Origin of the sequence: Nonomuraea sp. NPDC049684 (genome assembly GCF_044465345.1) — a bacterium.
Classification (GTDB): domain Bacteria; phylum Actinomycetota; class Actinomycetes; order Streptosporangiales; family Streptosporangiaceae; genus Nonomuraea.
Window position 1 is genome coordinate 1 of sequence record NZ_JBITLO010000016.1, and the last position, 22,611, is coordinate 22,611.

20 protein-coding genes and 1 tRNA gene are annotated in these 22,611 nt (G+C 70.3%); 15 read left to right on the top strand and 6 right to left on the bottom strand.

The genetic code is table 11. The features are described 5' to 3' along the window. The first annotated feature begins 619 nt into the window (after positions 1-619). Complete coding sequence (locus ACIBST_RS38335) at positions 620-1,792, top strand: AI-2E family transporter (protein ID WP_397178474.1); 1,173 nt, start codon at positions 620-622, stop codon at positions 1,790-1,792. 105 nt (positions 1,793-1,897) lie between these two features. Here the strand turns inward: ACIBST_RS38335 and ACIBST_RS38340 are convergent, their stop codons facing one another. Continuing rightward, the gene (locus tag ACIBST_RS38340) at positions 1,898-2,191 is read right to left on the bottom strand and encodes a hypothetical protein (protein ID WP_397178475.1); all 294 of its coding nucleotides are present in this window, start codon (positions 2,189-2,191) and stop codon (positions 1,898-1,900) included. A 62-nt stretch (positions 2,192-2,253) separates the two neighbouring features. Beyond that, on the bottom strand, positions 2,254-2,403 hold the full coding sequence (locus tag ACIBST_RS38345) for a hypothetical protein (RefSeq protein WP_397178476.1): 150 nt from the start codon (positions 2,401-2,403) through the stop codon (positions 2,254-2,256). Between the two features lie 554 nt (positions 2,404-2,957). Here ACIBST_RS38345 and ACIBST_RS38350 point away from each other — a divergent pair. Both ACIBST_RS38350 and ACIBST_RS38355 read left to right on the top strand, forming a co-directional pair. Beyond that, positions 2,958-3,476: a hypothetical protein gene (locus ACIBST_RS38350; protein WP_397178477.1), complete on the top strand. Its 519-nt coding sequence runs from the start codon at positions 2,958-2,960 to the stop codon at positions 3,474-3,476. A gap of 280 nt (positions 3,477-3,756) precedes the next feature. Continuing rightward, positions 3,757-5,142: an MFS transporter gene (locus ACIBST_RS38355; RefSeq protein ID WP_397178478.1), complete on the top strand. Its 1,386-nt coding sequence runs from the start codon at positions 3,757-3,759 to the stop codon at positions 5,140-5,142. A gap of 23 nt (positions 5,143-5,165) precedes the next feature. Here ACIBST_RS38355 and ACIBST_RS38360 read toward each other — a convergent pair whose 3' ends face one another. Then, positions 5,166-6,998: a glycoside hydrolase family 15 protein gene (locus tag ACIBST_RS38360; RefSeq protein WP_397178479.1), complete on the bottom strand. Its 1,833-nt coding sequence runs from the start codon at positions 6,996-6,998 to the stop codon at positions 5,166-5,168. A gap of 434 nt (positions 6,999-7,432) precedes the next feature. On the opposite strand from ACIBST_RS38360, the gene ACIBST_RS38365 reads away from it, so the two are divergent. Next, positions 7,433-8,851 carry an alpha/beta hydrolase gene (locus ACIBST_RS38365; protein ID WP_397178480.1) on the top strand — a complete coding sequence of 473 codons (1,419 nt, stop codon included), beginning with the start codon at positions 7,433-7,435 and terminating at the stop codon, positions 8,849-8,851. A gap of 57 nt (positions 8,852-8,908) precedes the next feature. After that, a tRNA-Thr gene (locus ACIBST_RS38370) sits at positions 8,909-8,982 on the top strand. Positions 8,983-9,054: 72 nt separating this feature from the next. Here the strand turns inward: ACIBST_RS38370 and ACIBST_RS38375 are convergent. Both ACIBST_RS38375 and ACIBST_RS38380 read right to left on the bottom strand, forming a co-directional pair. After that, the gene (locus ACIBST_RS38375; protein WP_397178481.1) at positions 9,055-9,405 is read right to left on the bottom strand and encodes a hypothetical protein; all 351 of its coding nucleotides are present in this window, start codon (positions 9,403-9,405) and stop codon (positions 9,055-9,057) included. Positions 9,406-9,485: 80 nt separating this feature from the next. Beyond that, the gene (locus ACIBST_RS38380; RefSeq protein WP_397178482.1) at positions 9,486-10,262 is read right to left on the bottom strand and encodes a class I SAM-dependent methyltransferase; all 777 of its coding nucleotides are present in this window, start codon (positions 10,260-10,262) and stop codon (positions 9,486-9,488) included. A gap of 165 nt (positions 10,263-10,427) precedes the next feature. On the opposite strand from ACIBST_RS38380, the gene ACIBST_RS38385 reads away from it, so the two are divergent. Further along, on the top strand, positions 10,428-10,934 hold the full coding sequence (locus ACIBST_RS38385; RefSeq protein WP_397178483.1) for an RICIN domain-containing protein: 507 nt from the start codon (positions 10,428-10,430) through the stop codon (positions 10,932-10,934). A 115-nt stretch (positions 10,935-11,049) separates the two neighbouring features. Here the strand turns inward: ACIBST_RS38385 and ACIBST_RS38390 are convergent, their stop codons facing one another. Further along, entirely contained in the window at positions 11,050-11,865 is an 816-nt protein-coding gene (locus ACIBST_RS38390) for an alpha/beta fold hydrolase (RefSeq protein WP_397178484.1), read from the bottom strand. 103 nt (positions 11,866-11,968) lie between these two features. Here ACIBST_RS38390 and ACIBST_RS38395 point away from each other — a divergent pair, with 103 nt between their 5' ends. The 9 genes from ACIBST_RS38395 (at position 11,969) to ACIBST_RS38435 (ending at position 22,606) form a co-directional block, all read left to right on the top strand. Next, a complete protein-coding gene (locus tag ACIBST_RS38395; RefSeq protein ID WP_397178485.1) occupies positions 11,969-12,817 on the top strand; it encodes a helix-turn-helix transcriptional regulator in 849 nt (282 codons plus the stop codon). 128 nt (positions 12,818-12,945) lie between these two features. Continuing rightward, positions 12,946-14,052, top strand: coding sequence for a serine hydrolase domain-containing protein (locus tag ACIBST_RS38400; RefSeq protein ID WP_397178486.1), 1,107 nt, complete (start codon positions 12,946-12,948; stop codon positions 14,050-14,052). Positions 14,053-14,188: 136 nt separating this feature from the next. Continuing rightward, positions 14,189-14,740: a DUF305 domain-containing protein gene (locus tag ACIBST_RS38405; protein ID WP_397178487.1), complete on the top strand. Its 552-nt coding sequence runs from the start codon at positions 14,189-14,191 to the stop codon at positions 14,738-14,740. Positions 14,741-14,799: 59 nt separating this feature from the next. Continuing rightward, on the top strand, positions 14,800-15,495 hold the full coding sequence (locus ACIBST_RS38410; RefSeq protein ID WP_397178488.1) for a FadR/GntR family transcriptional regulator: 696 nt from the start codon (positions 14,800-14,802) through the stop codon (positions 15,493-15,495). Positions 15,496-15,529: 34 nt separating this feature from the next. Further along, on the top strand, positions 15,530-16,780 hold the full coding sequence (locus ACIBST_RS38415) for an ABC transporter substrate-binding protein (protein ID WP_387671552.1): 1,251 nt from the start codon (positions 15,530-15,532) through the stop codon (positions 16,778-16,780). Continuing rightward, positions 16,780-17,625 carry a sugar ABC transporter permease gene (locus ACIBST_RS38420; protein ID WP_357975433.1) on the top strand — a complete coding sequence of 282 codons (846 nt, stop codon included), beginning with the start codon at positions 16,780-16,782 and terminating at the stop codon, positions 17,623-17,625. The genes ACIBST_RS38415 and ACIBST_RS38420 overlap by 1 nt, the downstream gene beginning before the upstream one ends. Then, on the top strand, positions 17,622-18,431 hold the full coding sequence (locus tag ACIBST_RS38425; protein WP_397178489.1) for a carbohydrate ABC transporter permease: 810 nt from the start codon (positions 17,622-17,624) through the stop codon (positions 18,429-18,431). Before ACIBST_RS38420 ends, ACIBST_RS38425 begins: the two co-directional genes overlap by 4 nt. Beyond that, positions 18,432-21,377 carry a glycoside hydrolase family 38 C-terminal domain-containing protein gene (locus tag ACIBST_RS38430; RefSeq protein ID WP_397178490.1) on the top strand — a complete coding sequence of 982 codons (2,946 nt, stop codon included), beginning with the start codon at positions 18,432-18,434 and terminating at the stop codon, positions 21,375-21,377. It abuts the gene before it with no gap. Beyond that, positions 21,374-22,606: an enolase C-terminal domain-like protein gene (locus ACIBST_RS38435; protein WP_397178491.1), complete on the top strand. Its 1,233-nt coding sequence runs from the start codon at positions 21,374-21,376 to the stop codon at positions 22,604-22,606. Before ACIBST_RS38430 ends, ACIBST_RS38435 begins: the two co-directional genes overlap by 4 nt. Positions 22,607-22,611 lie beyond the last annotated feature (5 nt).

A 22,611-nucleotide genomic window follows, 5' to 3' on the forward strand; every position in this document is an offset into this window, starting at 1 on the left:
TCCGGCACGATCCACGGGGGCTGCTCGCCCTTCCTCACACCGTGATCAACTCGAAGGCGATCACCAGTATTCCTAGATCATTTTGTTAGGAGTTCTAAGGTGACGGGGAGGCTGTGGGGGCTACAGCGCGAGGGGGCATGGCTGTCGAGGCTCCATGCGGCCCCTCGTGCACCCCGGGCGTTCTGATGAGGCTCACTGCGGCAAACGCACGTGCTCACAGCGCCCCCAACCAAGACGCCAACCGCTGGCGCAGCCGCCCTCGCGGAAGTGCCACTCCCAGCCGCCCGAAGCGTGATCTTCTGACGCCTGTCTGAGCGGGAGCTTGCGGAGCTCGTTCGAAGTGGCGGAGTTAGCCGTTCGCCTCGCCGGTGCCCCTGGCTCGCCGCGCGTCCTGGCATGGCCTGGGGGTGCGGGGTGCTGTTCAGCGAGGGGGGACAAGCCGGTCAGGTGGTAGATGCGGGGGTGGAGCGGCTGGTCGTCGTACGTTGGGTGCGTCACTTCCGTGTATGGCGCGGATCGGGTCGCAGGCTTCGTGGGGCGAACTTTCAGAGGGTTGATGTTCGTGCGCCTGGGGTGAGGGCCGGGTCATCGGAGGTGAGGTCTAGATCTCTGGAGAGTCATGAAGAATCCGGTGCAGTCGAGCGAGGGCGTGCCCGCAGTGCAGGTGATGCTCTCGCCTGCCAACGTCTGGCGTGCCGGGCTTGCCATGGCGGCCGTCGTCGCGGTGGCGTTCTTCGTCCGGTTCGTGATCACGGACGCGGGTGCGCTGATCGCCATGCTGGTGATGGCGTGGTTCCTCTCGCTGGCCATGGAGCCCGCCGTGCGGCGCATGTCGCGGCACATGCCCCGAGGCAGAGCGACGCTGCTGGTGATGACGCTGTTCATCCTGGCTTTCGTGATCTTCATGCTGCTGTTCGGCAGCATGTTCGTGCAGCAGGTCGCGGTGCTGCTGAAGGCTCTGCCCGACGTCATCGCGGGCGTGGTCGAGTGGGTCAACGCCCGTCTCGGCACCCGTTATGAGATCTCCGACATCCTCAAGTCCATCAAACTCACCCCGCAGCAGGCGGCCGAGTACGCGCAGGGCGCGCTCGGCGGGGTGCTGGGTCTGCTGGGCACGGTGACCGGAACGCTGTTCAACCTGTTCACCCTGGCGCTGCTGACGTTCTACTTCTCGGCCGACGGGCCGAGGCTGCGCCGGTGGCTCGCGCAGCTGCTGCCGGGCCGGCTCCAGCAGGTCTTCATCAGCGTCTGGGACGTCTCCACGATCAAAACGGGTGGATACGTCTCCTCCCGGCTCATCCTGGCCGCCATCAACGGCACGGCGTCGGCCCTGGTGTTCCTGCTGCTGGGCATGCCCTCCTGGCTGGCCCTCGGTGCGTGGACGGGGCTGGTCGCCCAGCTCGTGCCCACCATCGGCACCTACATCTCCATCGCCCTGCCGGTGGTGGTGGGACTGGTCTCGTCGCGTCCCTGGATCGGAGTGGCGGCGCTGGCCTGGGGCATCGTGTACCAGCAGGTGGAGAACCTGACGCTGGAGCCGAAGATCAGCTCGCGGGCGGTGGACATCCATCCCGGGGTGTCCTTCGCCGCAGTGATCGCGGGGGCGTCGCTGTTCGGCGCGATGGGCGCGCTGCTGGCCATCCCCATCGTGGCCATGCTGCTGTCGCTGATCGACACGTTCGCCACTCGTCAGGAGCTGCGGGAGGCCATGGCCGCCGAGTCGGCGCCGCCGAAGGGCGAAGGCGGGGAAGCGTCCTCGAAGGGCGGTTCCGGCTCGCCGCCGCCGAAGTGACGTGGGTCCGTGCGGATGGACGATCGTTCCGGCGGCGGTGCCGGGCGGAGACCGCGCCGGGCCCTCCGGCCGGTGTGCACGTGCGACGGTACGGGCGGTGGCCGGTCAGCCGCGGGGATAGCCGGGGATCTGGCGACGTTGGCTCGCGGTGCCGATCCAGTGGAAGAGGTCCAGCGCGACCGATACGGCGATCCAGAACCAGTCGGCTCCTCGCAGTCCGACGCCGGGCACGTAAAGGATCACGTACATCAGCGTGGTGAACGGCAGGAAGATCAGGCCGAGGAGAGGCCAGATCCACGTGTCGAAGGCGGCGCTGACCAGAGCGGGCCGCGCCACCCAGATGATGAACACGGCAAGTCGCGGAAAGAGGCCCGCGAAGATCGCGAACAGACATCCCATGGCGGCCCACGTCCCTCCATCACGCCTCGCCGGAAGGTAGGCGAAGTGGATGGTCCCCGCAGCTAGGGCTGCTCATCCTCGACGTTGTGCATGGAAAGTCCCTTTTTCTCGGCGCGCTGAGGGTTGTTTTCGTAGAACGCCCAGATTTGTCCGAGGGGAATCTTTGCCTTGTCGCGGTGGCCGCCCGATCGGGAACAGGGGATCAGAAGCATGAACGGCGGCTTAGCCGGGCGATGCCGTCCTGTGTGCCGCGATGCGGCTGTTGCGGGTCTTCCACGGAGGGCGCTGGACACCGGAAAGCCGGTCACGGACCTGTTCCGGCGGCGGCCCGCACTGCCTTCCGGGGCATCCGCAGCTGCTCGTCGATGCAACCGATCAGGAGGAACAAGCCCAATGAGCCATCTCATCGCGATCTCCTATCCCGCCCTCAGCGCCGCCATCGCCGTCCGTGACCGCCTTGCTGACCTGAAACGGCAGAACCACGGATCGGTGGCGCGTACGGCTGTCCTTCGCGGACGGCGCGGCGGCGACGCGCCCGGTCACGCCGCGTGAGCCCGACGCACCCGCTCTGCCGTTCGAGCGCACTGCACCTGCTCTGCCGCATGAGCGCGGTGGATTCGCCCCGCCGCGTGGGCGCGGCGCGTCCGCCTCACCGCGTGCGCGCAGCGCGCGTCGCGTGGGCGTGGCGCGGTCGCTTTCGTCGCGAGGGTGAGAGTTGAGCGCCCTTTGTTGAGAGATGGTCAGGTAACCACCGAGAGAGGTCGTCATGGGGAAGGTGCCCGATCCGGCCGACGGTCATCGGTCGCCGGCCGATGGCGCCCACAGGGACTACACCGGTGCGGTCTACGGATCGCTGCTCGCCGCCTCCGTGGTGGCCGGTGCCGCGTCGCTCGGCAGGTTCCCGCGTCTGGAGATGATCGTCTTGCTGCTGGGGACCAGCGCGGTGTTCTGGGCGGCTCATGTCCACGCCCGCCTGTTCGGCGCCCGTACCGTCTTCCAGAGCATGAGCGTGGCCGACATCCGCCGGGCCTGCGCCGAGGAGTGGCCGATCGTCACGGCGGCCGTTCCGCCGGCCGTCGCCGTGGCCGTCGGGCCGCTGCTGGGCCTCGAAGCGCGGGGCACCGCCTGGCTGGCCCTCGGGGTCGCGGTGGCCGGGCAGGTCGGCTGGTCGGCCGCGGCGGCCGTGGGGATCGGCGCCTCCTCCCGCATGGTGCTGGTCACGAGCGTGATCAATCTGCTGCTCGGGCTGGTGATCGTGGTGCTGAAGGCCGCGTTCCACCATTGACCGGACGCCCGCCGGCACGGCCGCCCCGACCGCAGAGGCGGCCGGGCATCCGTGGCGGCGACCACCCGGGAGGCGGCCGGCCATCCGTGGCGACCACCCCGGGGGTGGCTGTCAGAGAGGCGGTTACCCCGGAGGCGGCGAACATCGAGGTGGTCATGTGCAGGTGGATGATGTGCCGCGACGATCCCGTCCTTGAAAGGGCCGGCGCCGGTTCGTACGGCGAAGGCCCCGACCCCGTAGCCACCGATCGACCTCAGCGAGCGCGACGGCGGGGTGGACCATGACCGGACCCGCAGCCCCCGGGAATTCGGCCGCCTTCGCGAAGAGCCCGCTGGCCCCGCTGGCCCTCGCCCAGTTCATCTGCAGCTTCGCCGGCTCGAACATGAACGTGATGATCAACGACATCGGCCGGGACCTGAACACCACGGTCAAGGGCGTGCAGAGCACGATCACGCTGTTCCTGTTGATCATGGCCGTGCTGATGATCCCGTGCAGCAAGCTGACCGATCGCTGGGGTCGCAAGAAGTGTTTCCTCGCGGGCCTCACCCTGTACGGGATAGGCGCTCTGACCAGCGCGTTCTCGCCCAGCCTCGCGGTGCTGATCCTCGGCAACTCGGTCCTGGAAGGGGTGGGGACCGCGTTGCTGATCCCGCCCGTCTACATTCTGGCGACGATGGCCTTCGACGATCTGCGGTCGCGGGCCCGCGCCTTCGGCCTGATCAGCGGGCTGGGGGGTGTCGGCGCGGCCGCGGGCCCGCTGATCGGCGGCTTCATCGCGACGGCGATCACCTGGCGTGCCGCGTTCGCCTTCCAGGCGGCGGTGGTCGCGGTGATCGTCTTCCTCAGCCGCCGGATCGCCGACCCGGTGCCGCCGGATCCGAGCCGGCCCTTCGACGCCGCCGGCGCGGTCCTGTCGGCCGTCGGCATGTTCTGCGTGGTGTTCGGGATCCTCCAGGCCGGCAAGAACGCCGTGCTGATGACGGTGTTCCTCGTCGCCGGAGCAGGCTTCCTGATCTGGTTCTTCCTGCACATCCGGGCCCGGGAACGCGCCGGGAAGGAGCCGTTGCTCACGACAAGTCTGTTCCGGAACCGTACGTCCGATCTCGGCCTCGTCACCCAGAACATGCAGTGGCTGGTCCTCATGGGGACGTCCTTCGTCGTCGCGGTCTTCCTGCAGAAGGTCCGCGGGTACAACGCGATCCAGACGGGGGTCGTCTTCACCGCGGCGACCGCGGGGATTCTGGTGAGCTCCCTGGCGGCGGAGCGGCTCGCCAGGAAGCACTCCCAGAAGAGCCTGATCTCGGCGGGTTTCGCCATGACCGTGGCCGGGATCGCCGTCCTGCTCGCCCTGGTGGAAGCGTCGTCGCGGGTCGTCGCCTTCGTGCCGGGGCTGTTGCTGATCGGGCTGGGCGTGGGCGTGATGCTCACGCCGTCGGTCAACGTCGTGCAGTCCAGCTTTCCCGAGGAACAGCAGGGCGAGATCTCCGGATTGTCGCGCAGCGTGTCCAATCTCGGCTCGTCGTTCGGGACGGCGATCGCCGGCACGATCCTCATCTCCGGGCTGGCCGAGGGGAACCGCTCCTACGCCCTCGCCATGATCGCGCTTGCGATCTTCGCCCTGGTGGGCCTGGCCGCCGCGATCCGGCTCCCCGCCGACCCCCGGTGAGCTCCGGGGACGTCGTGTGCGGTCTACCGGCCGCCCGGTTCGGCACGGTCGAGTTGCTCGTCGAGGGCGATGGCCGCGGCGATGAGCGCCAGATGGGTGAACGCCTGCGGGAAGTTGCCGAGCTGCGCGCCAGACGGGCCGATCTCCTCGGCGAACAGGCCGACGTGGTTGGCGTAGGTGAGCATCTTCTCGAAGGCGTAACGGGCCTGCTGCAGCCGTCCGGCGCGGGCCAGGGCCTCGACGTAGAGGAAGCTGCACAGGTTGAACGTCCCCTCCGAACCGCGCAGGCCGTCGGGGGACGCGGCGGGGTCGTAGCGGTAGACGAGGCTGTCGCTGACCAGCTCCTCGTCGATGGCGTCCAGGGTGCTCAGCCAGGCCGGGTCGCGGGGGGAGATGAACCCGACCCGGGGCATGAGCAGCAGCGAGGCGTCCAGCACGTCGGTGCTGTAGTGCTGGACGAAGGCCTGCCGGTCCGGGCTCCAGCCGCGGTCCATGATCTGGTTGAAGACGGCGTCCCGGACGCTCATCCAGCGCACGAGGTCGGCCGGACGCGAGTGGGTGGTGGCCATCCGGATGCCGCGATCGAAGGCGACCCAGGTCATCAGCCGGCTGTAGGTGAAGTTCTGGCGCCCGCCGCGGGTCTCCCAGATGCCTTCGTCGGGACGGTCCCACGTGTCTGCCAGCCAGTCGAGCAGCCCGGCGAAGGACCGCCAGCCGCGGATGCCGCCGATCTCCTGGGCCTGGGCCAGGGCGTCGGCGACTTCGCCGTAGATGTCGAGCTGGAGTTGATCGGAGGCGGCGTTTCCGGCCCGTACCGGTCGGGACTGCCGGTATCCCTCCAGATGGTCGAGCACTTCCTCGGTCAGATGGGGATCGCCGTCGATCCGGTACATGATCTGCAGCGGCTCGCCGGAGGCGCGGCCGGCGAGGAGCCGCTCGTGCAGCCACGTACGGAACGCCTGGGCCTCCTCGACGAAGCCGAGGCCGATCAGGGCCCGGACGGACAGGGAGGCGTCGCGGACCCAGGTGTAGCGGTAGTCCCAGTTGCGCTCGCCGCCGATCTGCTCCGGCAGCCCCATCGTGGCGGCGGCGATCGGGGCGCCGGTGGGCGCGTACGTGAGGAGCTTGAGAGTGATCGCCGACCGGTTCACCATGTCACGCCAGCGCCCCCGGTACCGGGACGCGCGCAGCCAGCCGTGCCAGAAGGCGCGGCAGGCCTCGAAGCTGTCGCGTATCCCGGCGGCGGTCACGGGCGGCACGGCCTGGTCATCGCCGCTGCAACTGGTCAGGACGATCGCGGCGGTCTGGCCGGCGTGGAGGGTGAAGTCCGCGACGATGTCCTCACCGTCAGGGCGCAGGGCGACAGGGCCGGCGGCCTGCAGGTGGAGGCTCGTGCCGGGGCCCTGGAAGACCGCTGATCCGGCGTCGCCGAGCGCGAGGGTGTGCGGCGCCCGCCCGTAGTCGAAGCGGGGACGGCAGGCGAAGACGAAAGGCAGGCTCCCGCGGACCACCCGCACGAACCGCACCAGGCGGTGCCGGCCGGAAGGGGTGCTGGACGTGTTCGGCTCCATGAAGTCGGCGACCTCGCCGACGCCGCCGGAGGCCATGAAGCGGGTGACGAGGACGGCGGTGTCCGGCAGGTAGAGCTGCCGCACGGCCGCCTCGTCGCTGCCCCCCATGTCGGCGGCCAGCCGGCAGTGGCCTCCGCGCCCGCTGTCGAGGATGGACGCGAAAAGGCTCGGGGAGTCGAACCGGGGCGTGCACCACCAGTCGATGGTGCCGTCGCTGGAGACGAGCGCGGCGGTCTGCAGGTCTCCGATCATGCCGTGGTCTGCGATCTGCGGGTAGCCGTTCATCGATGCCTCCGTTGTTCGCCGGACATACCGGACGACTGCCTCCGGACGGGTCGACCGAACGACCGTCACCGGGGGGACGGAGCAGCCTTTTCAGGCTAACTCCTGGCATCACAGGAAGTCATCCGGGGTGACGCGGTGTGTCCCTCCTGCCGCGATCGCCGGACGGCGTCCAGGGGGTGTGCCCGCGCCGTCGGTGGTTGGCTGGTGTGGTGCGCAACCATCGCTCGTGGGGAGCCCTGCCGACCATGCCGGGTTCGTCTCGGTACGGGTCCGCGGAGAGGCGGGCGTACGAGCCCATGGGCCCGCCGTCCGGCGCCACCAATGGGCCGGTGGCGAGCGGGCGGGCGTGGAGAAGCCGGAGACGCCGGAGACGCGGCGGGGGCCGGTGGGCACGGCGGCTGCGCCGCGTCGTGGCCGGGGTCGCGGTGCCGGTGGTGCTTCTCGCCGGTGGGTGTGGCCGTCCTGAGGAGCGGGCGGGGCGGGGGATCGGCTGGTCGGGCTGCGGGGACGGCTTCGAGTGCGGGACGTTGCGGGTGCCGCTCGACCACGACCGTCCCGACGGTGAGTCGCTTGGGCTGGCGGTCGTCCGGCTGCCCGCCACGGGCGACCGGATCGGCTCACTGGTGGTGAACCCGGGCGGTCCGGGGGCGTCCGGGGTCGAGTACGCCAGGGCCGCCCGGCTGGTGGTGGGTGAGAAGGTACGGGAGCGGTTCGACGTCGTCGGGTTCGACCCGCGCGGGGTCGGCCGGTCGGCGCCGGTCGAGTGTCTCGACGACGAAGCTCTCGACGCGTTCGTCGCCATGGACACCACCCCCGACACCCTTGAGGAGCGGGGTGCGCTGGAGGCCGCGGCGCGGCGGTTCGCGGACGGCTGCCGGAAGCGCTCCGGCCGGCTCCTGCCCCACCTGGGCACCATGGACGTGGCCCGCGACCTGGACCTGCTGCGCCAGGCCCTGGGCGACCAGAAGCTGACCTATCTCGGCAAGTCCTACGGCACCTTTCTCGGGGCCGTCTATGCCGACCTGTTCCCCGGCAACGTGCGCGCCCTCGCCCTGGACGGCGCCCTCGACCCGGCCGGCCCGCGGATGCTGGTGAACACCGAGCAGGCCGTGGGGTTCGAGGCGGCACTGCGCGCGTACGTCCAGGACTGCCTGGGCGACCGCGACTGCCCGCTTGCCGGCCGGACGGCCGAGGAGGCGATGGACGAGGTCGGGGCCCTGATCCGCCGCGCCGACACCCGGCCCCTGGCAGGCGGCGGCCGGCTGGTCACCGAGGCGCTGGCCACCCTCGGCGCGCTGACGCCGCTCTACGACCGCGCCTCCTGGCCGGAACTCACCGAGGCGCTACGCCGGGCGCTGCACGGCGACGGCTCACTCCTGCTGCACAACGCCGACCAGCTCGCGGGCCGGCAGGACGACGGCACCTACTCCAACCAGCTCGCGGCCAACCTGGCGGTGAACTGCGTAGACGGACCGTATCCGGCCACGGCTGCGGCCTTCGCGGAGGATGCGGCGGAGGCGTCCAGGAAGGCGCCCCGGTTCGGGCCGTACATCGTGTGGTCGTCCCTGCCGTGCGCGTTCTGGCCGGCTCGGCCCACCTTCTCGCCGCATCGCCTGACCGCCGCCGGAGCCCCTCCGATCCTGGTCGTCGGTACGGAACGGGACCCGGCGACGCCGTACGGGTGGGCTCGGGCGCTGGCCGGTGACCTGCGGTCCGGCGTCCTGCTCAGCTACGACGGCGACGGGCACACCGCGTACGGGAACGGCTCCCCATGCGTGGACGACGCCGTGGACCGGTATCTCGTGGAGGGGGTGCCGCCGAAGGATGGCGCGATCTGTCCGGGCATCCGGTGATCAGGAGGAGCAAGAACCCTTCGATCTCCTGTAGACTCTTTCAAGCCGTACAGGCACGCCGCCTTAGCTCAGTCGGCCAGAGCACTTCACTCGTAATGAAGGGGTCTGGGGTTCGAATCCCCAAGGCGGCTCCCAGTTCAAAGGCCCTTCCGGATGATCCGGGAGGGCCTTTTGCGTGGGCGTACAGCCACGGGGACGGGTCACTACTCGAAGAGGTCCTGGCCCTCGCGGCCCGAGGGGTCCATGCCGAGCAGGTCCTCATGGAGCGATCGGACCGCGCGGCCGGTGAGTTCGCCCGTCGCTGTGGTCTCCATCAGTCGCCAGCCAGGAGAGTTGTCAGGCGCTTCGTCGTCCTGGCCGTGGGCGGTGAGGCGGTACAGCAGGCCGAAGACCGCTTCATAGGCCGAGGCGCGCGCGAGCCGGGCGAGGTCGTCGCGGTCGGCGCCGTGCGTCATGGAAAGGCCCCGAGGGTGATTCCTGGGGCCTTTCCCCCAGGGGGCGAGGTGGACGGCGACGCCCAGCGACATGGTGATCACCTGAGCCTGCTGCACCACCCGCGGCGCCCCTCCAGCACGGGTGCGCCTGCATGCGCTGCCCCATGCCGAACGTCGATCCCAGGGCGTGTCGATCGGCTCTACGCCCGCTCGGCGAGGACGTGGGTCAGAGCCGCAACGCGTCGATAGGGATCTGTGGCGCCGGCTTGTTCCTCGCAGTCCAGCAGCGCGGCCAGAGCCTGGTCGTCGGGGAGTTCCGCGTCGGCCGGCGCGGTGTCGGTGAACACGCGCACGCCGTACCAGGCGCGTACCTTCAGCCGCCGGTCGGCGAGCGCGGCGGTCAGGGCCTCCAGGCGGTCGGCGCGTGCCGTGACGCCGATGCGGTTGTCGTACGTCAGTTCCCGGAAGGCTCCCTGCGCTGTGGCCCAGTCGCCGAGCAGGCCCGGCCGCATCGCCAAGGCGTCCCCGTTGCGGACCAGCAAAGACGCCATGCCCCCGGGGGCCAACAGCCGCGCCAGATCATCCAGCAACGGCCCGGGGTCGGCGAAGTACATCAGAACGCCATGGCACAGCACGACGTCGAAGCTCTCGGGCCGGAACAAGCTCGCGAGGTCCCGTACGTCGCCTTGGCGGATCCGCACGCGCTCCCGGACGCCCTCGGGCTCGTCCGCCAGAGCATGTTGAAGGTCGCCAAGGAGTGCCGCCGAGGAGTCCAGCCCGGTCACGTCGTGTCCGCGCCGGGCCAGCCGCAGCAACTGGGTTCCCTGGCCGCAGCCCACGTCCAGAACGCGCTGCGGCACCGCATCGGGCAGGTGAGCCGCCAACTGCCGGGCCACCAGCTCCTGGCGGACGATCTGCCGGAGTGTCCCCAGGCGAGCTCGCCACTCCTGCTCGCCGGCCGCGAAGCCAGAAGTCATCGCGCCTCCCTCTGCATGCCACCAGACCCGCGGCGAGCCTATGACGTCGTGGTTCCAGGTCGAATGCCGGGGGAAGGGGAGTGTAAACGGAAGGTGATTGATCGAACACCCTGAGTTGCGACATGGTGCATGAGCCCTGTTCAACGCACCCTCGGAGGGACACTCATGCTGGTTCGTCGCCTTCTGTCTGGAGCCGTCCTCGTCGTCACCGCCAGTGCGGGTCTCGTTCTGCCTGCCGCGGCTGCCGCTCCGAACCCCATGTGCATCGACGTCACCAACGACCGTGGCAACGGGGTCCGGATCTACCAGTGGGAGTGTCAGAGCAACAACAACAACCAGAAGTTCGTGATCGACGAGGGTCAGATCAAGATCAAGGACACTCTGGGGACGTCGCGGCCGATGTGTGTGGATGTCACCAACGATCGCGGTAACGGGGTCCGGATCTATCAGTGGGAGTGTCAGAGCAACAACAACAATCAGAGGTTCGTGATCGACGGGGGTCAGATCAAGATCAAGGACACTCTGGGGACGTCGCGGCCGATGTGTGTGGATGTCACCAATGATCGCGGTAACGGGGTCCGGATCTATCAGTGGGAGTGTCAGGCCAACAACAACAATCAGAGGTTCGTGATCGACGGGGGTCAGATCAAGATCAAGGACACTCTGGGCTGAGCCGGTGGGTCGGTGGCGGGGGCCGGTCCGCGGTGAGCGGGCGGGCCCCCGCCGTCCTTGTGTCGGACATCGGCCCCCGCTCGCCCTGTGCCGCGGGCCGTGGCGGGGCCGGAGGTCAGGCGGTGGCGTCGCGGGCGAGGGGGGTGAAGTCCTGGACGAGGGGGGTGAAGTTCCGGACGAGGGTGACGAAGTCGTCGGGGCGTTCGGCGCTGGAGACGTGGCCGGTGTCGAGTTCGAGGTACGAGCTGCCGGGGATGGCGGCGTGGAGCTCGCGGGAGTTCTCCACCGGGATCAGGCCGTCGCGGGCGGCGCCGACGACCAGCGTGGGGGCCTTGACGCCGGGCAGCAGGCGGCGGAGGTCGACGCGGCGGCCGAGGTCGATCTGGCGCAGGCGGTTGGGGTGCGGCTGGAAGTACGTCGCCCGGCTCTCCAGGTCCTCGGGGGAAAGGGAGTTGAGGTAGCGGGGGCTGAAGGCGGTCAGCATGGAGAAGCGGGCGAAGGCGTCCGGGTTGCCGGCCAGGCCGAGCCAGGTCTGCAGGGCGGTGCGCAGGTAGGCGTCCTCGGTGTGGGCCCAGCCGGAGACCGGGATCAGGCGGCGGACGAGTTCGGGGCGGGTGGCGGCGAGGGACAGGACGACCACCGCGCCCAGGGAGAAGCCGAGCAGATCCACGGGGGCCTTGCCGGAGTCCTCGATGACGGCCGCGAGCTGCTCGGTCAGGCCCTCGACGGTCAGCGGGGCGCCGTCGTCCTCGACGAGGTCGCTGCCGCCGAGGTCGGGCAGGATCACGGTGTTGCGGTCGGCGAAGCGCTCGGCGACGCCGTTCCAGGTCGACGAGCCCGGGCCGGTGCCGTGCAGGAGCACCAGGCCGGGGCCGTCGCCGAGGGTGCGGTAGGCGAGGCGGGTCCCGGAGACGGTCAGGTGTCGGGTCATGGGCGTCACCGTGCCAGGCGGGGGCGCGGATGAGGAGCGGACCGGATTCCCTAGGACAGATGGTCCTTGGATGCGATATTTCGCGGTATTGCAGGATGGGCTCATGGATCGTACGGAGCTTGCCGACTTCCTTCGCCGCTCGCGCGAGCGGCTGCTGCCCGGCGAGGTGGGGCTGCCGTCGGGGCCGCGGCGCCGTACTCCGGGGCTGAGGCGGGAGGAGGTGGCGCAGCTCGCGGGCATGTCGGCCGACTACCTGATGCGGTTGGAGCAGGCGCGCAGCCCACAGCCGTCCACCCAGTTGCTGGGCGCGCTGGCGCGGGCGCTGCGGCTGACGAGCGACGAACGCGACCACCTCTACCTGCTGGCCGGGCACCGGCCCCCGGCCGGGCCGCGGGCGGGCGAGCACGTCAAGCCGAGCCTGCTCTACCTGCTCGACCGCCTCGTCGGTACGCCCGCGCAGGTGCTGAGCGACCTGGGCGACGTGCTGGCGCAGAACGCCATGGCCGAGTCCCTGTTCGGATGCAGCTGCACGGTCGAGGAGCCCGATCGCAACATCGTGTGGCGCTGGTTCACCGACCCGTTCAGGCGCGCGGCCTACCCGGAGGAGGAGCACGCCGAGCGCTCCCGCGCGCACGTGGCCGACCTGCGCGCGGCGGTGGTCCGCCGGGGCAACGACGAGCAGGCCAGGGCCCTGGTCGAGCGCCTGCGCCGGGCCAGCCCGGAGTTCGTCTCGCTGTGGGAGCGGCACGAGGTCGCGGTGCGCCGCGGCAGCCGCATGCGGGTCCGGCATCCGGCCATCGGCGCGATGGAGTTCGACTACGAGGTGCTGCTGGCGCCGGCCGAGGACCAGCGGCTGCTGATCTTCACGCCGCCGCCCGGCTCGAAGACGTTCGAGGCGCTGGAGCTGCTGAGGGTGGTGGGGCCGGAGACCGTGCACCGGAGCCATCGGTAGCCGTACGAGGGACGCCGCGTCAGCGGGCGCGTCAGGACGGCGACGGTCCCGTGTCAGCGCGGCCGGGGATGGTTGGACCATCACCGGTTCGGGGAATCGGCCCGAAGGCTCTGAAAGGCGTACGAAGCATGACGAACGACAGCGTTTCCGTGAACGACGTGACCGAGCGCCCGGAGCTGCAGAAGATCCTCCAGGAGATCGTGGACTCCGGTTTCGTCGGCGTGCAGCTGCGGGTGAACGACGAGCGGGGCGAGTGGGTCGGCACCGCCGGGGTGCGCGAGCTGGGCGGCCTCGCCGAGCCGCCGGCGGACGGGCGCTTCCGGGTGGGCAGCGTCACCAAGACCTTCACCGCGGCCCTCGTCCTGAGCCTGGTGGCCGACGGCGTGCTCGGCCTGGACGACGTCGTGGACGACCACCTGCCCGAGTTCGGGCTGGACCGCCGGATCACCCTACGGATGCTGCTCCAGCACACCAGCGGCGTGTTCAACTTCACCGGCGAGTACTACGAGGACGGCACCGTCGTGCCGGGGATCGTCTGGTCGGGCAAGGAGTGGGTGGAGAACCGCTTCAGGACCTACCAGCCGCAGGAGCTGGTACGGCTGGCGCTGTCCAAGCCCGCCCGCTTCGAGCCGGGGGCGGACTGGAGCTACTCCAACACCAACTACGTCCTGGTCAGGCTGCTGGTCGAGAAGGTCACCGGCCGCACGCTGGCCGAGGAGATGCGGCTGCGCGTCCTGGACCCGCTCGGGCTGCCGGACACCGTCGTGCCGGGCACCGACACGGAGATCGCCGGGCCGCACGCCCACGCCTACTACCGCTACGAGGAGGACGGCCAGGAAAGGACGGTCGACGTCACCCGTCAGAACCCCTCCTGGATCTCCACCGGCGGCGACATGATCTCGACCACCCGCGACCTGCACACGTTCGTCTCCGGGCTGATGGGCGGCCGGCTCCTGCCGGCCCCGCTGCTGGCCGAGATGCGCGACGCGCATCCCAAGGTCGGCTACGGCCTCGGGGTGTTCGTGCAGGACGCGGACCCCGACACCGGCACCCTCATCACGCACAACGGCGGCATCTCGGGCTCGGCGGCGCTGATGTACAGCACGCCCGACGGCCGCAGGACCCTGACCGCCTCGGTCACCTACGTGGACGACGCCGCGATGTCCCAGGCGGCGGCGTTCCAGGAGGTCCTGCAGCGGCTGGTCAAGGAGGTCTTCGGCGGCGCGGCCGCCTAGGGCCGGGCCGGACGGCAAGCGGCCCGGTGCCGGGCCGCCGTGCCGGCGATCCGCCGCCTTGACAGGGCCCCTTGCGCGCCTGGGGGAAATCGTCTAACTCTTAGGAAGGTTTCCTTTTTAATGGAAGGCGCGCAGAGTGGCCGCAACCCCCCGATCCGGCGCCCTGAAGCTCGTCCTGGCGGCCCTGTGCCTCCTGCTGGCCACCGCCTGCGGGGCGGCCGGGGCCCAGGCGCCTCCGGTGAACGCTCAGGACGTGATGTTCGTGCAGATGATGCTGCAGCACCACCGTCAGGGCATAGAGATCGCCAAGCTCGGCAGCCAGCGGGCCACCGACGACCAGCTCCGGATCCTGGTGGCCGCCGTGGCCAGCACGCAGCAGGACGAGGTCGAGATGATGCTGCGCTGGCTGTACGCCTGGGAGCAGCCGCTCACCGCCGCCTCCGGCGCCCATGACCACCACGGCGGCATGCCGGAGACCGACCGCAAGCAGATCAGGGCACTGAAGAAGTCGAAGTCCTTCGAGCACGACCTGATGACCCTGCTGATCGCCCACCAGGGCGACGCGATCAAGATGGCCGACACCGAGGTGGCCTCCGGCGCGGACCCGGAGGTCAAGGAGTGGGCGGGGCAGGTGCAGGCGTCCCGCAAGGCGCAGATCGACCTGATGAAGGACCTGCTCAAGCGCTGATCGGGGAGATCCCCGGTCGGCGTAGACGTGCGTCGGATTAAGTGATTAGATCACTTGATATGTCCGAGGTTGCGCGGCCGACGCTTTCCGACGCTCTGACCGAGCGCATGCTGGAGCTCATCCGTAGTGGAGGGCACCGGCCGGGCGACAGGCTGCCCTCCACCAGGGAGCTCTCCCAGCGTTTCGCCGTCACCACCCCGACGCTGCGCGAAGCGCTGCGCAGGCTGGAGGCCACCGGGGCCATCGAGCTGCGGCACGGCTCGGGCATCTACGTCGGCGCCGACATCGAGCGGCTCGTGCTGCCCAACCCCAACATGCGCGAGATGCACGCCGCCCAGCTCCTCGAACTGCTCGGCGCGCGGATCGTGATCGAGCCGCCGCTGGCCGCCATGGCCGCCGAGCACGCCGAGGGCGCGGAGCTGGCCGCGCTCAAGCGGGTGCTCGACCAGGCCGGCCGGCACCTGCGCGGCGAGGACGCCGAGCTGCACGAGGCCAACATGTCCTTCCACCGGGCGACCGCGCGGATGGCGGGCAACAGCGTGCTGAACGAGGTCGTCGACTCGCTGCTCACCGTCCACGGGCCGGAGCAGCGGGAGATCCTGCAGATCTTCGACGACCGGCGCCGCGACTACGAGGAGCACCTGGCCATCCTGGAGGCCATCGAAGCGCGTGACGCCGCCGAGGCGCAGGCGCGCATGCGGGCCCATCTGGTCGACGTCCGGACCGTCGTCGAACAGAGGTTGCCACCCAGATAGAGCAAGTCCCCCCGAAAGAGCAAGGAGGCCGGCCATGTTCCGGTCACGTGTGGCCACGCTCGGCGTGGCGGCGCTGGTCCTGACCGCCTGCGGCGGCAACAGCGCCGAGGCGCCGAAGAAGAAGACCGAACTGACGCTCTACAACGACAAGGGCGCCTGGACGAAATACTTCGACGAGATGGGCGCGCTGTCCAAGCAGCAGATCGGCCTGGGCATGAAGCCGACGGGATACACCGACTCCGCTCAGTACCAGGCCTTCATCAAGGCGTCGTTCCGCACGGACGTCAAGCCCGACCTGTTCACCTGGCAGACCGGGGGGATGCTGGCGGAGATCGTCAAGCAGAAGCAGGTGGCCGACACCACGGCCGTCTGGCAGGAGGCGATCAAGGCGGGCGACCTGTCGCAGGACCTCGCCCCGTACTACACCATCGGCGGCAAGCAGTACTGCGTGCCGATGAACGTCGCCTACTGGGGCATGTTCTACAACAAGAAGATCTTCGACAAGTACGGCCTGAAGCCCCCGCAGACGTGGGACGAGCTGGTCCAGGCCGCCGAGACCCTGAAGAAGAACGGCGTCAAGGCCTTCTACCACACCAGCGTGCTGTTCTCCTTCGTCTGGTTCGAGCAGCTCCTGGCCGGCTCCGACCCCGACCTGTACGACCGGCTGTCCACGGGCCAGGCCAAGTACACCGACCCGGGTGTGGTGCAGGTGATGGAGAAGTGGAAGTCGCTCATCGACGCCGGATATTTCATGAACCCGGGTGACAAGACCGACCCTGGGGACGTCATGAAGACCGGCAAGGCGGCGATGGTCTCCTTCGGCACCTGGTTCAGCACCAGCATGACGCAGCGCGACCTGAAGTCCGGCACCGACTACGGATTCTTCGTCATCCCCAACGTCAACCCGGCGCTGCCGAAGACCTCGATGATCTTCGAGAGCGGGCCGCTGTGCTCGCTCGCCAAGGGGGCCGACCCCGACTCCAGCCTGAAGTACCTCAAGTGGTGGACCACCGCCGACGCCCAGAAGAAGTGGGCCACCACCAGGGGCGACGTGAGCGCCAACCCGAAGGTCGAGATCGCCGACGAAGCGCTCGGCGCGGTCACCAAGGACGCGGGCGGCGGCAAGTACCGCCTGGTCAACCGCTACTTCGAGGCCACGCCGCCGCCGGTGCTGACCGCCGCGCTCGACGGCTTCGGCAAGTTCGTCACCGAGCCCGGCACGTACAAGGAAGTGCTGGACACCATCCAGAAGGCCGCCGACGAGTACTGGGCCACGCATCAGTGATGAGCGCGCGGACCCCGATGCTCGGCCGGTTCAGGCACGGTTACGTGGCGCCCGCGGCCGTGCTGGTCGCGGGGCTGCTCTACGCGCCGTTCCTGTGGACGGCCTACCTGAGCCTCACCCGCTACGACGGCCTTGAACCCCCGGCGTGGGTCGGCGTGCACAACTTCGTCAAGCTGCTGGACGACCCCGCGCTGCTCACCTCGACCCGCAACACGCTCATCTGGGTGGCCGGCACGATGGTGCTGCCGGTCGGGCTCGGCCTGCTGGTCGCGGTGCTGTCCTACGACATCAAGGGGGGCGCCTGGTACCGGGTGCCGTTCATGCTGCCGTACGCGCTGAGCGGCGCGGGCCTGGCCATGGTGTGGAGCCCGGTGCTGTCCCACGACGGCATCGCCAACCGGCTGCTCGGCGTGGACACCGCGTTCCTGCAGGTCGCGCCGGACAACACGCTGGCCATGCTGCTGGTGTGGACCTGGCAGCAGCTCGGCGTGAACACGCTGCTGTTCGTCGTGGGCCTCCAGTCCATCCCCAAGGAGCCGATCGAGGCCGCCCGCCTGGACGGCGCCTCCGGCTGGCGGCTGTTCCGGCACGTGATCTGGCCGCTGATGCGCCCGCTGACCGCGGTCGTGGTCGGGCTGGCCCTGGTGGCGAGCCTGAAGACGTTCGACATCGTGTGGGTGCTGACGCAGGGCGGCCCGGGACGCAACTCCGAGACGCTGGCGGTGACCATGTACCGCGACACGTTCGTGGCCAGTGACTACGGCTACGGTTCGGCGGTCGCGGTGCTGCTCACCGTGGTCACCGGGCTGGCCTCCTACCTCTACCTGAGGAGGCAGGTGCGATGATCCGGCGCGTCGTGCTCATCGTGCTCGGGCTGATCTGGCTCGGCCCGACCTACCTGCTCGTCGTCAACGCCTCAAGGCCGGCGGCCTCGTACGACCCGGGCAGCGCGTGGGCGCCGTCCGGCGACTTCGCGCTGCTGGACAACTTCGGCCGCGCCCTGGACAGCGCCGACCTGACCGGCAGCCTGGCCAGTACCGCACTCTACGCGGTCGTCTCGCCGCTGCTCGGCGTGCTGATCGGGGCGCTGGCCGGCTACACGATCGTGGTGCTGCGGCTGCGTCACGGGTTCTGGTGGTTCCTGCTGATCTTCGGCGGCACCGTGTTCCCGTCGCAGATGCTGCTCGTGCCGCTGTTCGTCGGCTACAGCGACGCCGGCCTGTACGACAGCAGGCTCGGCATGATCCTGATCTACACCGCGATCAACGTGCCGCTGGCCGCGTTCGTGCTGCGCAACTTCTACACGGGGGTCGCGTTCTCGATCTTCGAGGCGGCCCGCATGGACGGCGCGTCCACGTGGCGCATCTTCTGGCGCATCTACCTGCCGATCTCGCTCAGCGCGCTGACGGCGGTGTTCATCCTGGAGTTCACCTTCATCTGGAACGACCTCATCTTCGGCCTGACGCTGACGCAGACCGGGAGCGTACGGCCGGTCATGACCGCCCTGGCCGGGCTGATGACCGACGTCTACGCCGGCACCCCGGTCCCCGTCGGCCTGGCGGCGGGCCTGGTGGTCTCGCTGCCGACGGTCGTGCTGTTCCTGGCAACCCAGCGCCTCTTCGCACGGGGCCTGTCCCTAGGGAGTGTTTAGATGACGAGCCGGTTGCTCCAGCGGAGCCTGGGTAGCCCCGACTACGACGGGATCAGGCAGGCGCTGCGCAACGACACCTCGACACCGGTGATCAGCGCGCGCGGGCTGGAGGTGCGGGTCGCGGTGCTGCCGCTGTTCACGCACGACGGCCGCCAGGCGGTCAGGGTGTCGAGCACGCAACCCCTGACCCACGTGCTGGTGGGCGTCGACAGCGCCTCCGGCACGGACGTGACGCTGCTGGTGCCCGAGGTGGACGCGCCGCGCACGCTCACCCTGGAGTGCCGCGACGACGCCGGCGTGGTCGGCAGCGCGCAGGTGACGGTCACCCCGCAGCGCAAGTGGAGCGTGTTCGTCGTGCACCACTCGCACCTGGACATCGGCTACACCGACCCCCAGGGCACGGTGCTCCGCCACCACCTCGACTACCTCGACGCGGCGCTGCGCCTGGCCGAGGAGACCGCCTCCTGGCCCGACGACGCCAGGTTCCGCTGGACGGTCGAGTCGTCGATGCCCGCGCTCAAATGGCTCGACGCCCGGCCCGCCGGGCAGGTCGAGTCGTTCGCCGCGCTGGCCAGGGCGGGCGTGATCGAGGTGACCGCGCTGCCGTTCCAGCTGCACACCGAGGCGTGCTCGACCGAGGAGCTCTACCGCCAGCTCCGCTTCACCGCGCAGCTCCAGGACCGCTACGGCTTCGCCACCAGGTCCGCCATGCACACCGACGTGCCCGGCGCGGTCGTCGGGCTGGTGGACGCGCTCAACGCCTCAGGCGTGCGTTACCTGGCCGCCGCGCACAACTGGGCCGGGCGGTCGGTGCCGTACCTGCACGGCGGCGACAAGCTGACCAGGCCGTTCCGGTGGCGGGCGCCGAGCGGGAACGAGCTGCTGGTCTGGTTCACCGACACGCCGCACGGGATGGCGTACATGGAGGGCAACACGGTCGGGCTGACCGACTCCTACGAGCTGGCCGACGACCTGCTGCCGCGCTACCTGTCGGCGCTGGCCACGCGGGGCTACCCGTACGGGCCGGGGACGTTCGGATGGCAGGGGCCGGACGCGCCGCGTGAGCCGTACGAGCTGGACGTGCTGCACCTGCGGGTCCAGGGGGCGCACGCCGACAACGCCGGGCCGTCGATCGTGCCCGCCTCCGTCGCCCGCCGGTGGAACGAGACGTGGGCCTGGCCGCGCCTGCGCACGGCGGTCAACAGCGACTTCTTCCAGCACGTCGAGGAGCGCTACCACGACCGCCTGGCCGTGCACGAGGGCGACTGGACCGACTGGTGGGCCGACGGCCTCGGCTCGGGCGCCCGCCCGCTGGGCTACGTGCGCCGCGCCCAGTCGGCCCTGCGCGTCGCCGAGACCCTGCACACGATCGCCGGGGCGGACGCCACGGACGAGATCGACGCGGCCTACGACAAGGTCGCCCTGTTCAACGAGCACACCTGGGGCGCGGCCAACCCGTGGGAGGACGCCGAGGAGGCGGGCGACTCCGGCGGCCTCCAGTGGACCCGCAAGTCGTCGGGCGCCTACCAGGCCCAGGACGACGCCTCCGACCTGCTGCACGCCGCCACCCGCCGCTTCGCCGCCGCCCTCTCGACCTCGGACGCGGAAGGCGGCGCCCTGGCCTCGTTCGCCGTGTTCAACCCCGGCACCAGGGCGCGGACCGACGTGGTCCGCGCGTTCCTGCCGCGCGACGTGGTGGCCGTGGACGTGCCGATCGCGCTGGTCGACGCCCGGACCGGCGAGACCGTGCCGCACCACGAGGAGTACGTCGACCCCGACGACTGGCCGACCCGCCCGATCGGCCGGCACGTGCACGCGGTCGTGCCGGACGTCCCCGGCTTCGGCTACGCGCGGCTGGACGTCGTCCGCGGGCCGTCCCAGGCCCCCGAGCCGGCCGAGCCGGACCTGGACGGCGTGATCGAGAACGAGTTCTACCGGGTGGCCTACGACGTGCGCGAGGGCCACATCAGCTCGATCTTCGACAAGTCCGCCGGCCGCGAGCTGGTCAACGGCGAGGCCGCCGCCGGCTTCGGCCAGTACGTCTACGACCGCTACGCCACCGCCCCGCACTTCAACCACCTGTCGGGCCACGTCGGGGCGCACGACAGGACGCTCCTCGGCGACCGGGCCGTCGCCCGCAACGCGACGATCGTCAGGGCCCAGCGCACGGCGGTCGGCGAGAAGCTGGTCGTCGAGCTCCAGGGCAAGGGCGTCGACTGGCTGCGCACCACGATCGAGCTGCACCGGGGCGTCCCCAGGCTCGACCTGACCTACCAGCTCGCCAAGCAGGGCACCCCGGCCAAGGAGGCGGTGTTCCTGGCGTTCCCGTTCGCGACCGGCCCGGCCACGGCCTGGGAGCTGACCGGCGGGGTCGGCGGCCCCGGCGTGCCGCGCGTGCCGGGCTCGGCCGAGTACATGTTGCCGATCAGGCACTGGATCGCCTTCGAGGACCCCGAGCTGACCGTCGCCTGGGCCACCCTGGAAGCGCCGCTGGTGCAGCTCGGCACCATCCACATGCCGTACGCGCCGTTCCCGCCCACGCTCGACCAGGAGGACGGCACGGTCTACTCCTGGGCGCTCAACAACATCTGGGACACCAACTTCCCGGCCCAGCAGCAGGGCGAGACCACCTTCCGGTACGCCGTCACGTCGGCGGCCGGCGTCAAGGGCGGCAGGCTGGGCGCGGCGGCGGCCTCGGGGCTGACCGAGCCGTTCGTCGGCGCGCTGATCACCGGCGGTTCCGGCGCAGGCGAGACCTACGCCTCGGTGGACCACCCCGACGTGCTGATCACCTCGATCGGCCGGGTGGACGGCGAGCAGGTGGTCCGGCTGCAGTCGCTGGCCGCCGAGCCGGTGACGGCGACGGTCACGGTCCCTGGACGGGATCCGGTCGAGGTCCACCTGCCCGCCTGCGGGGTCGCCGTCGTCGGAGGGAAGCGCGCGTGAAGATCGTTGACATCCGGGCCACGACGGTCGCCGTCCCGCTGGAGGCGCCGCTGCGGCACAGCAACGGCGCACACTGGGGCCGGTTCGTCCGCACGATCGTCGAGGTCGAGGCCGACAACGGGCTGGTCGGCCTGGGGGAGATGGGCGGCGGTGGGGAGAGCGCGGAGTCGGCCTTCCGGGCGCTCGTCCCGTACCTGAAGGGGCACAACCCGTTCGAGCTGGAGGCGCTGCGCTTCAAGATCGCCAATCCGACCGCCTCGCTCTACAACAACCGCACCCAGCTCCTCGCCGCCGTCGAGTTCGCCTGCCTCGACCTCGTCGGGCAGCACCTCGGCGTGCCCGTCCACGACCTGCTGGGCGGGCGGCTGCGGGACGCGGTCCCGTTCGCCTCCTACCTGTTCTTCCGGTACGCCGCCGACGGCCACCCGGAGATCCGCACCCCCGCCCAGCTCGTCGAGCACGCCGCCCGGCTCAAGGAGGCGCACGGGTTCACCGTGCACAAGCTCAAGGGCGGCGTGTTCCCGCCGGACTACGAGCTGGAGTGCTACCGGGCGCTGGCCGAGGCGTTCCCGGGCGACCGGCTCAGGTACGACCCCAACGCCGTCCTGTCGGTGGCCGAGGGGCTGCGGTTCGGCCGGGCCATCGAGGGGCTGAACAACGACTACCTGGAGGACCCCGTCTGGGGGATGGAAGGGCTCAGGGCCGTCCGGGAGCAGGTCAGGGTGCCTCTCGCCACCAACACGGTGGTCGTCAACTTCGAGCAGCTCGCCTCCAACGTGCTGCGCAGGTCAGCCGATGTGGTGCTGCTGGACACGACGTTCTGGGGCGGCGTCCGGCCGTGCGTGAAGGCGGCGGCGGTGTGCGACACGTTCCAGGTCGGGGTGGCCGTGCACTCCTCGGGCGAGCTCGGCATCCAGCTCGCGACCATGCTGCACCTCGGCGCGGTGCTGCCGAACCTCACCTACGCCGCCGACGCCCACTACCACCAGTTGCGCGACGACGTGATCGAGGGCGGCAGGCTGCCGTACGCGGACGGCGCCATCGCCGTGCCCTCCGGGCCGGGGCTCGGGGTGCGTCTCGACCCCGACCGCGTGGCCCGCTACGCCGAGTTCTACCGGGAGACCGGCGGCTATCCCTACGACCGCGACCCGGGACGTCCCGGCTGGTACGCCACCGTCCCGAACGAGCGCTTCGCCGACCCCGCGATCTCGGTGGACGTTGCCCCATAATTGGC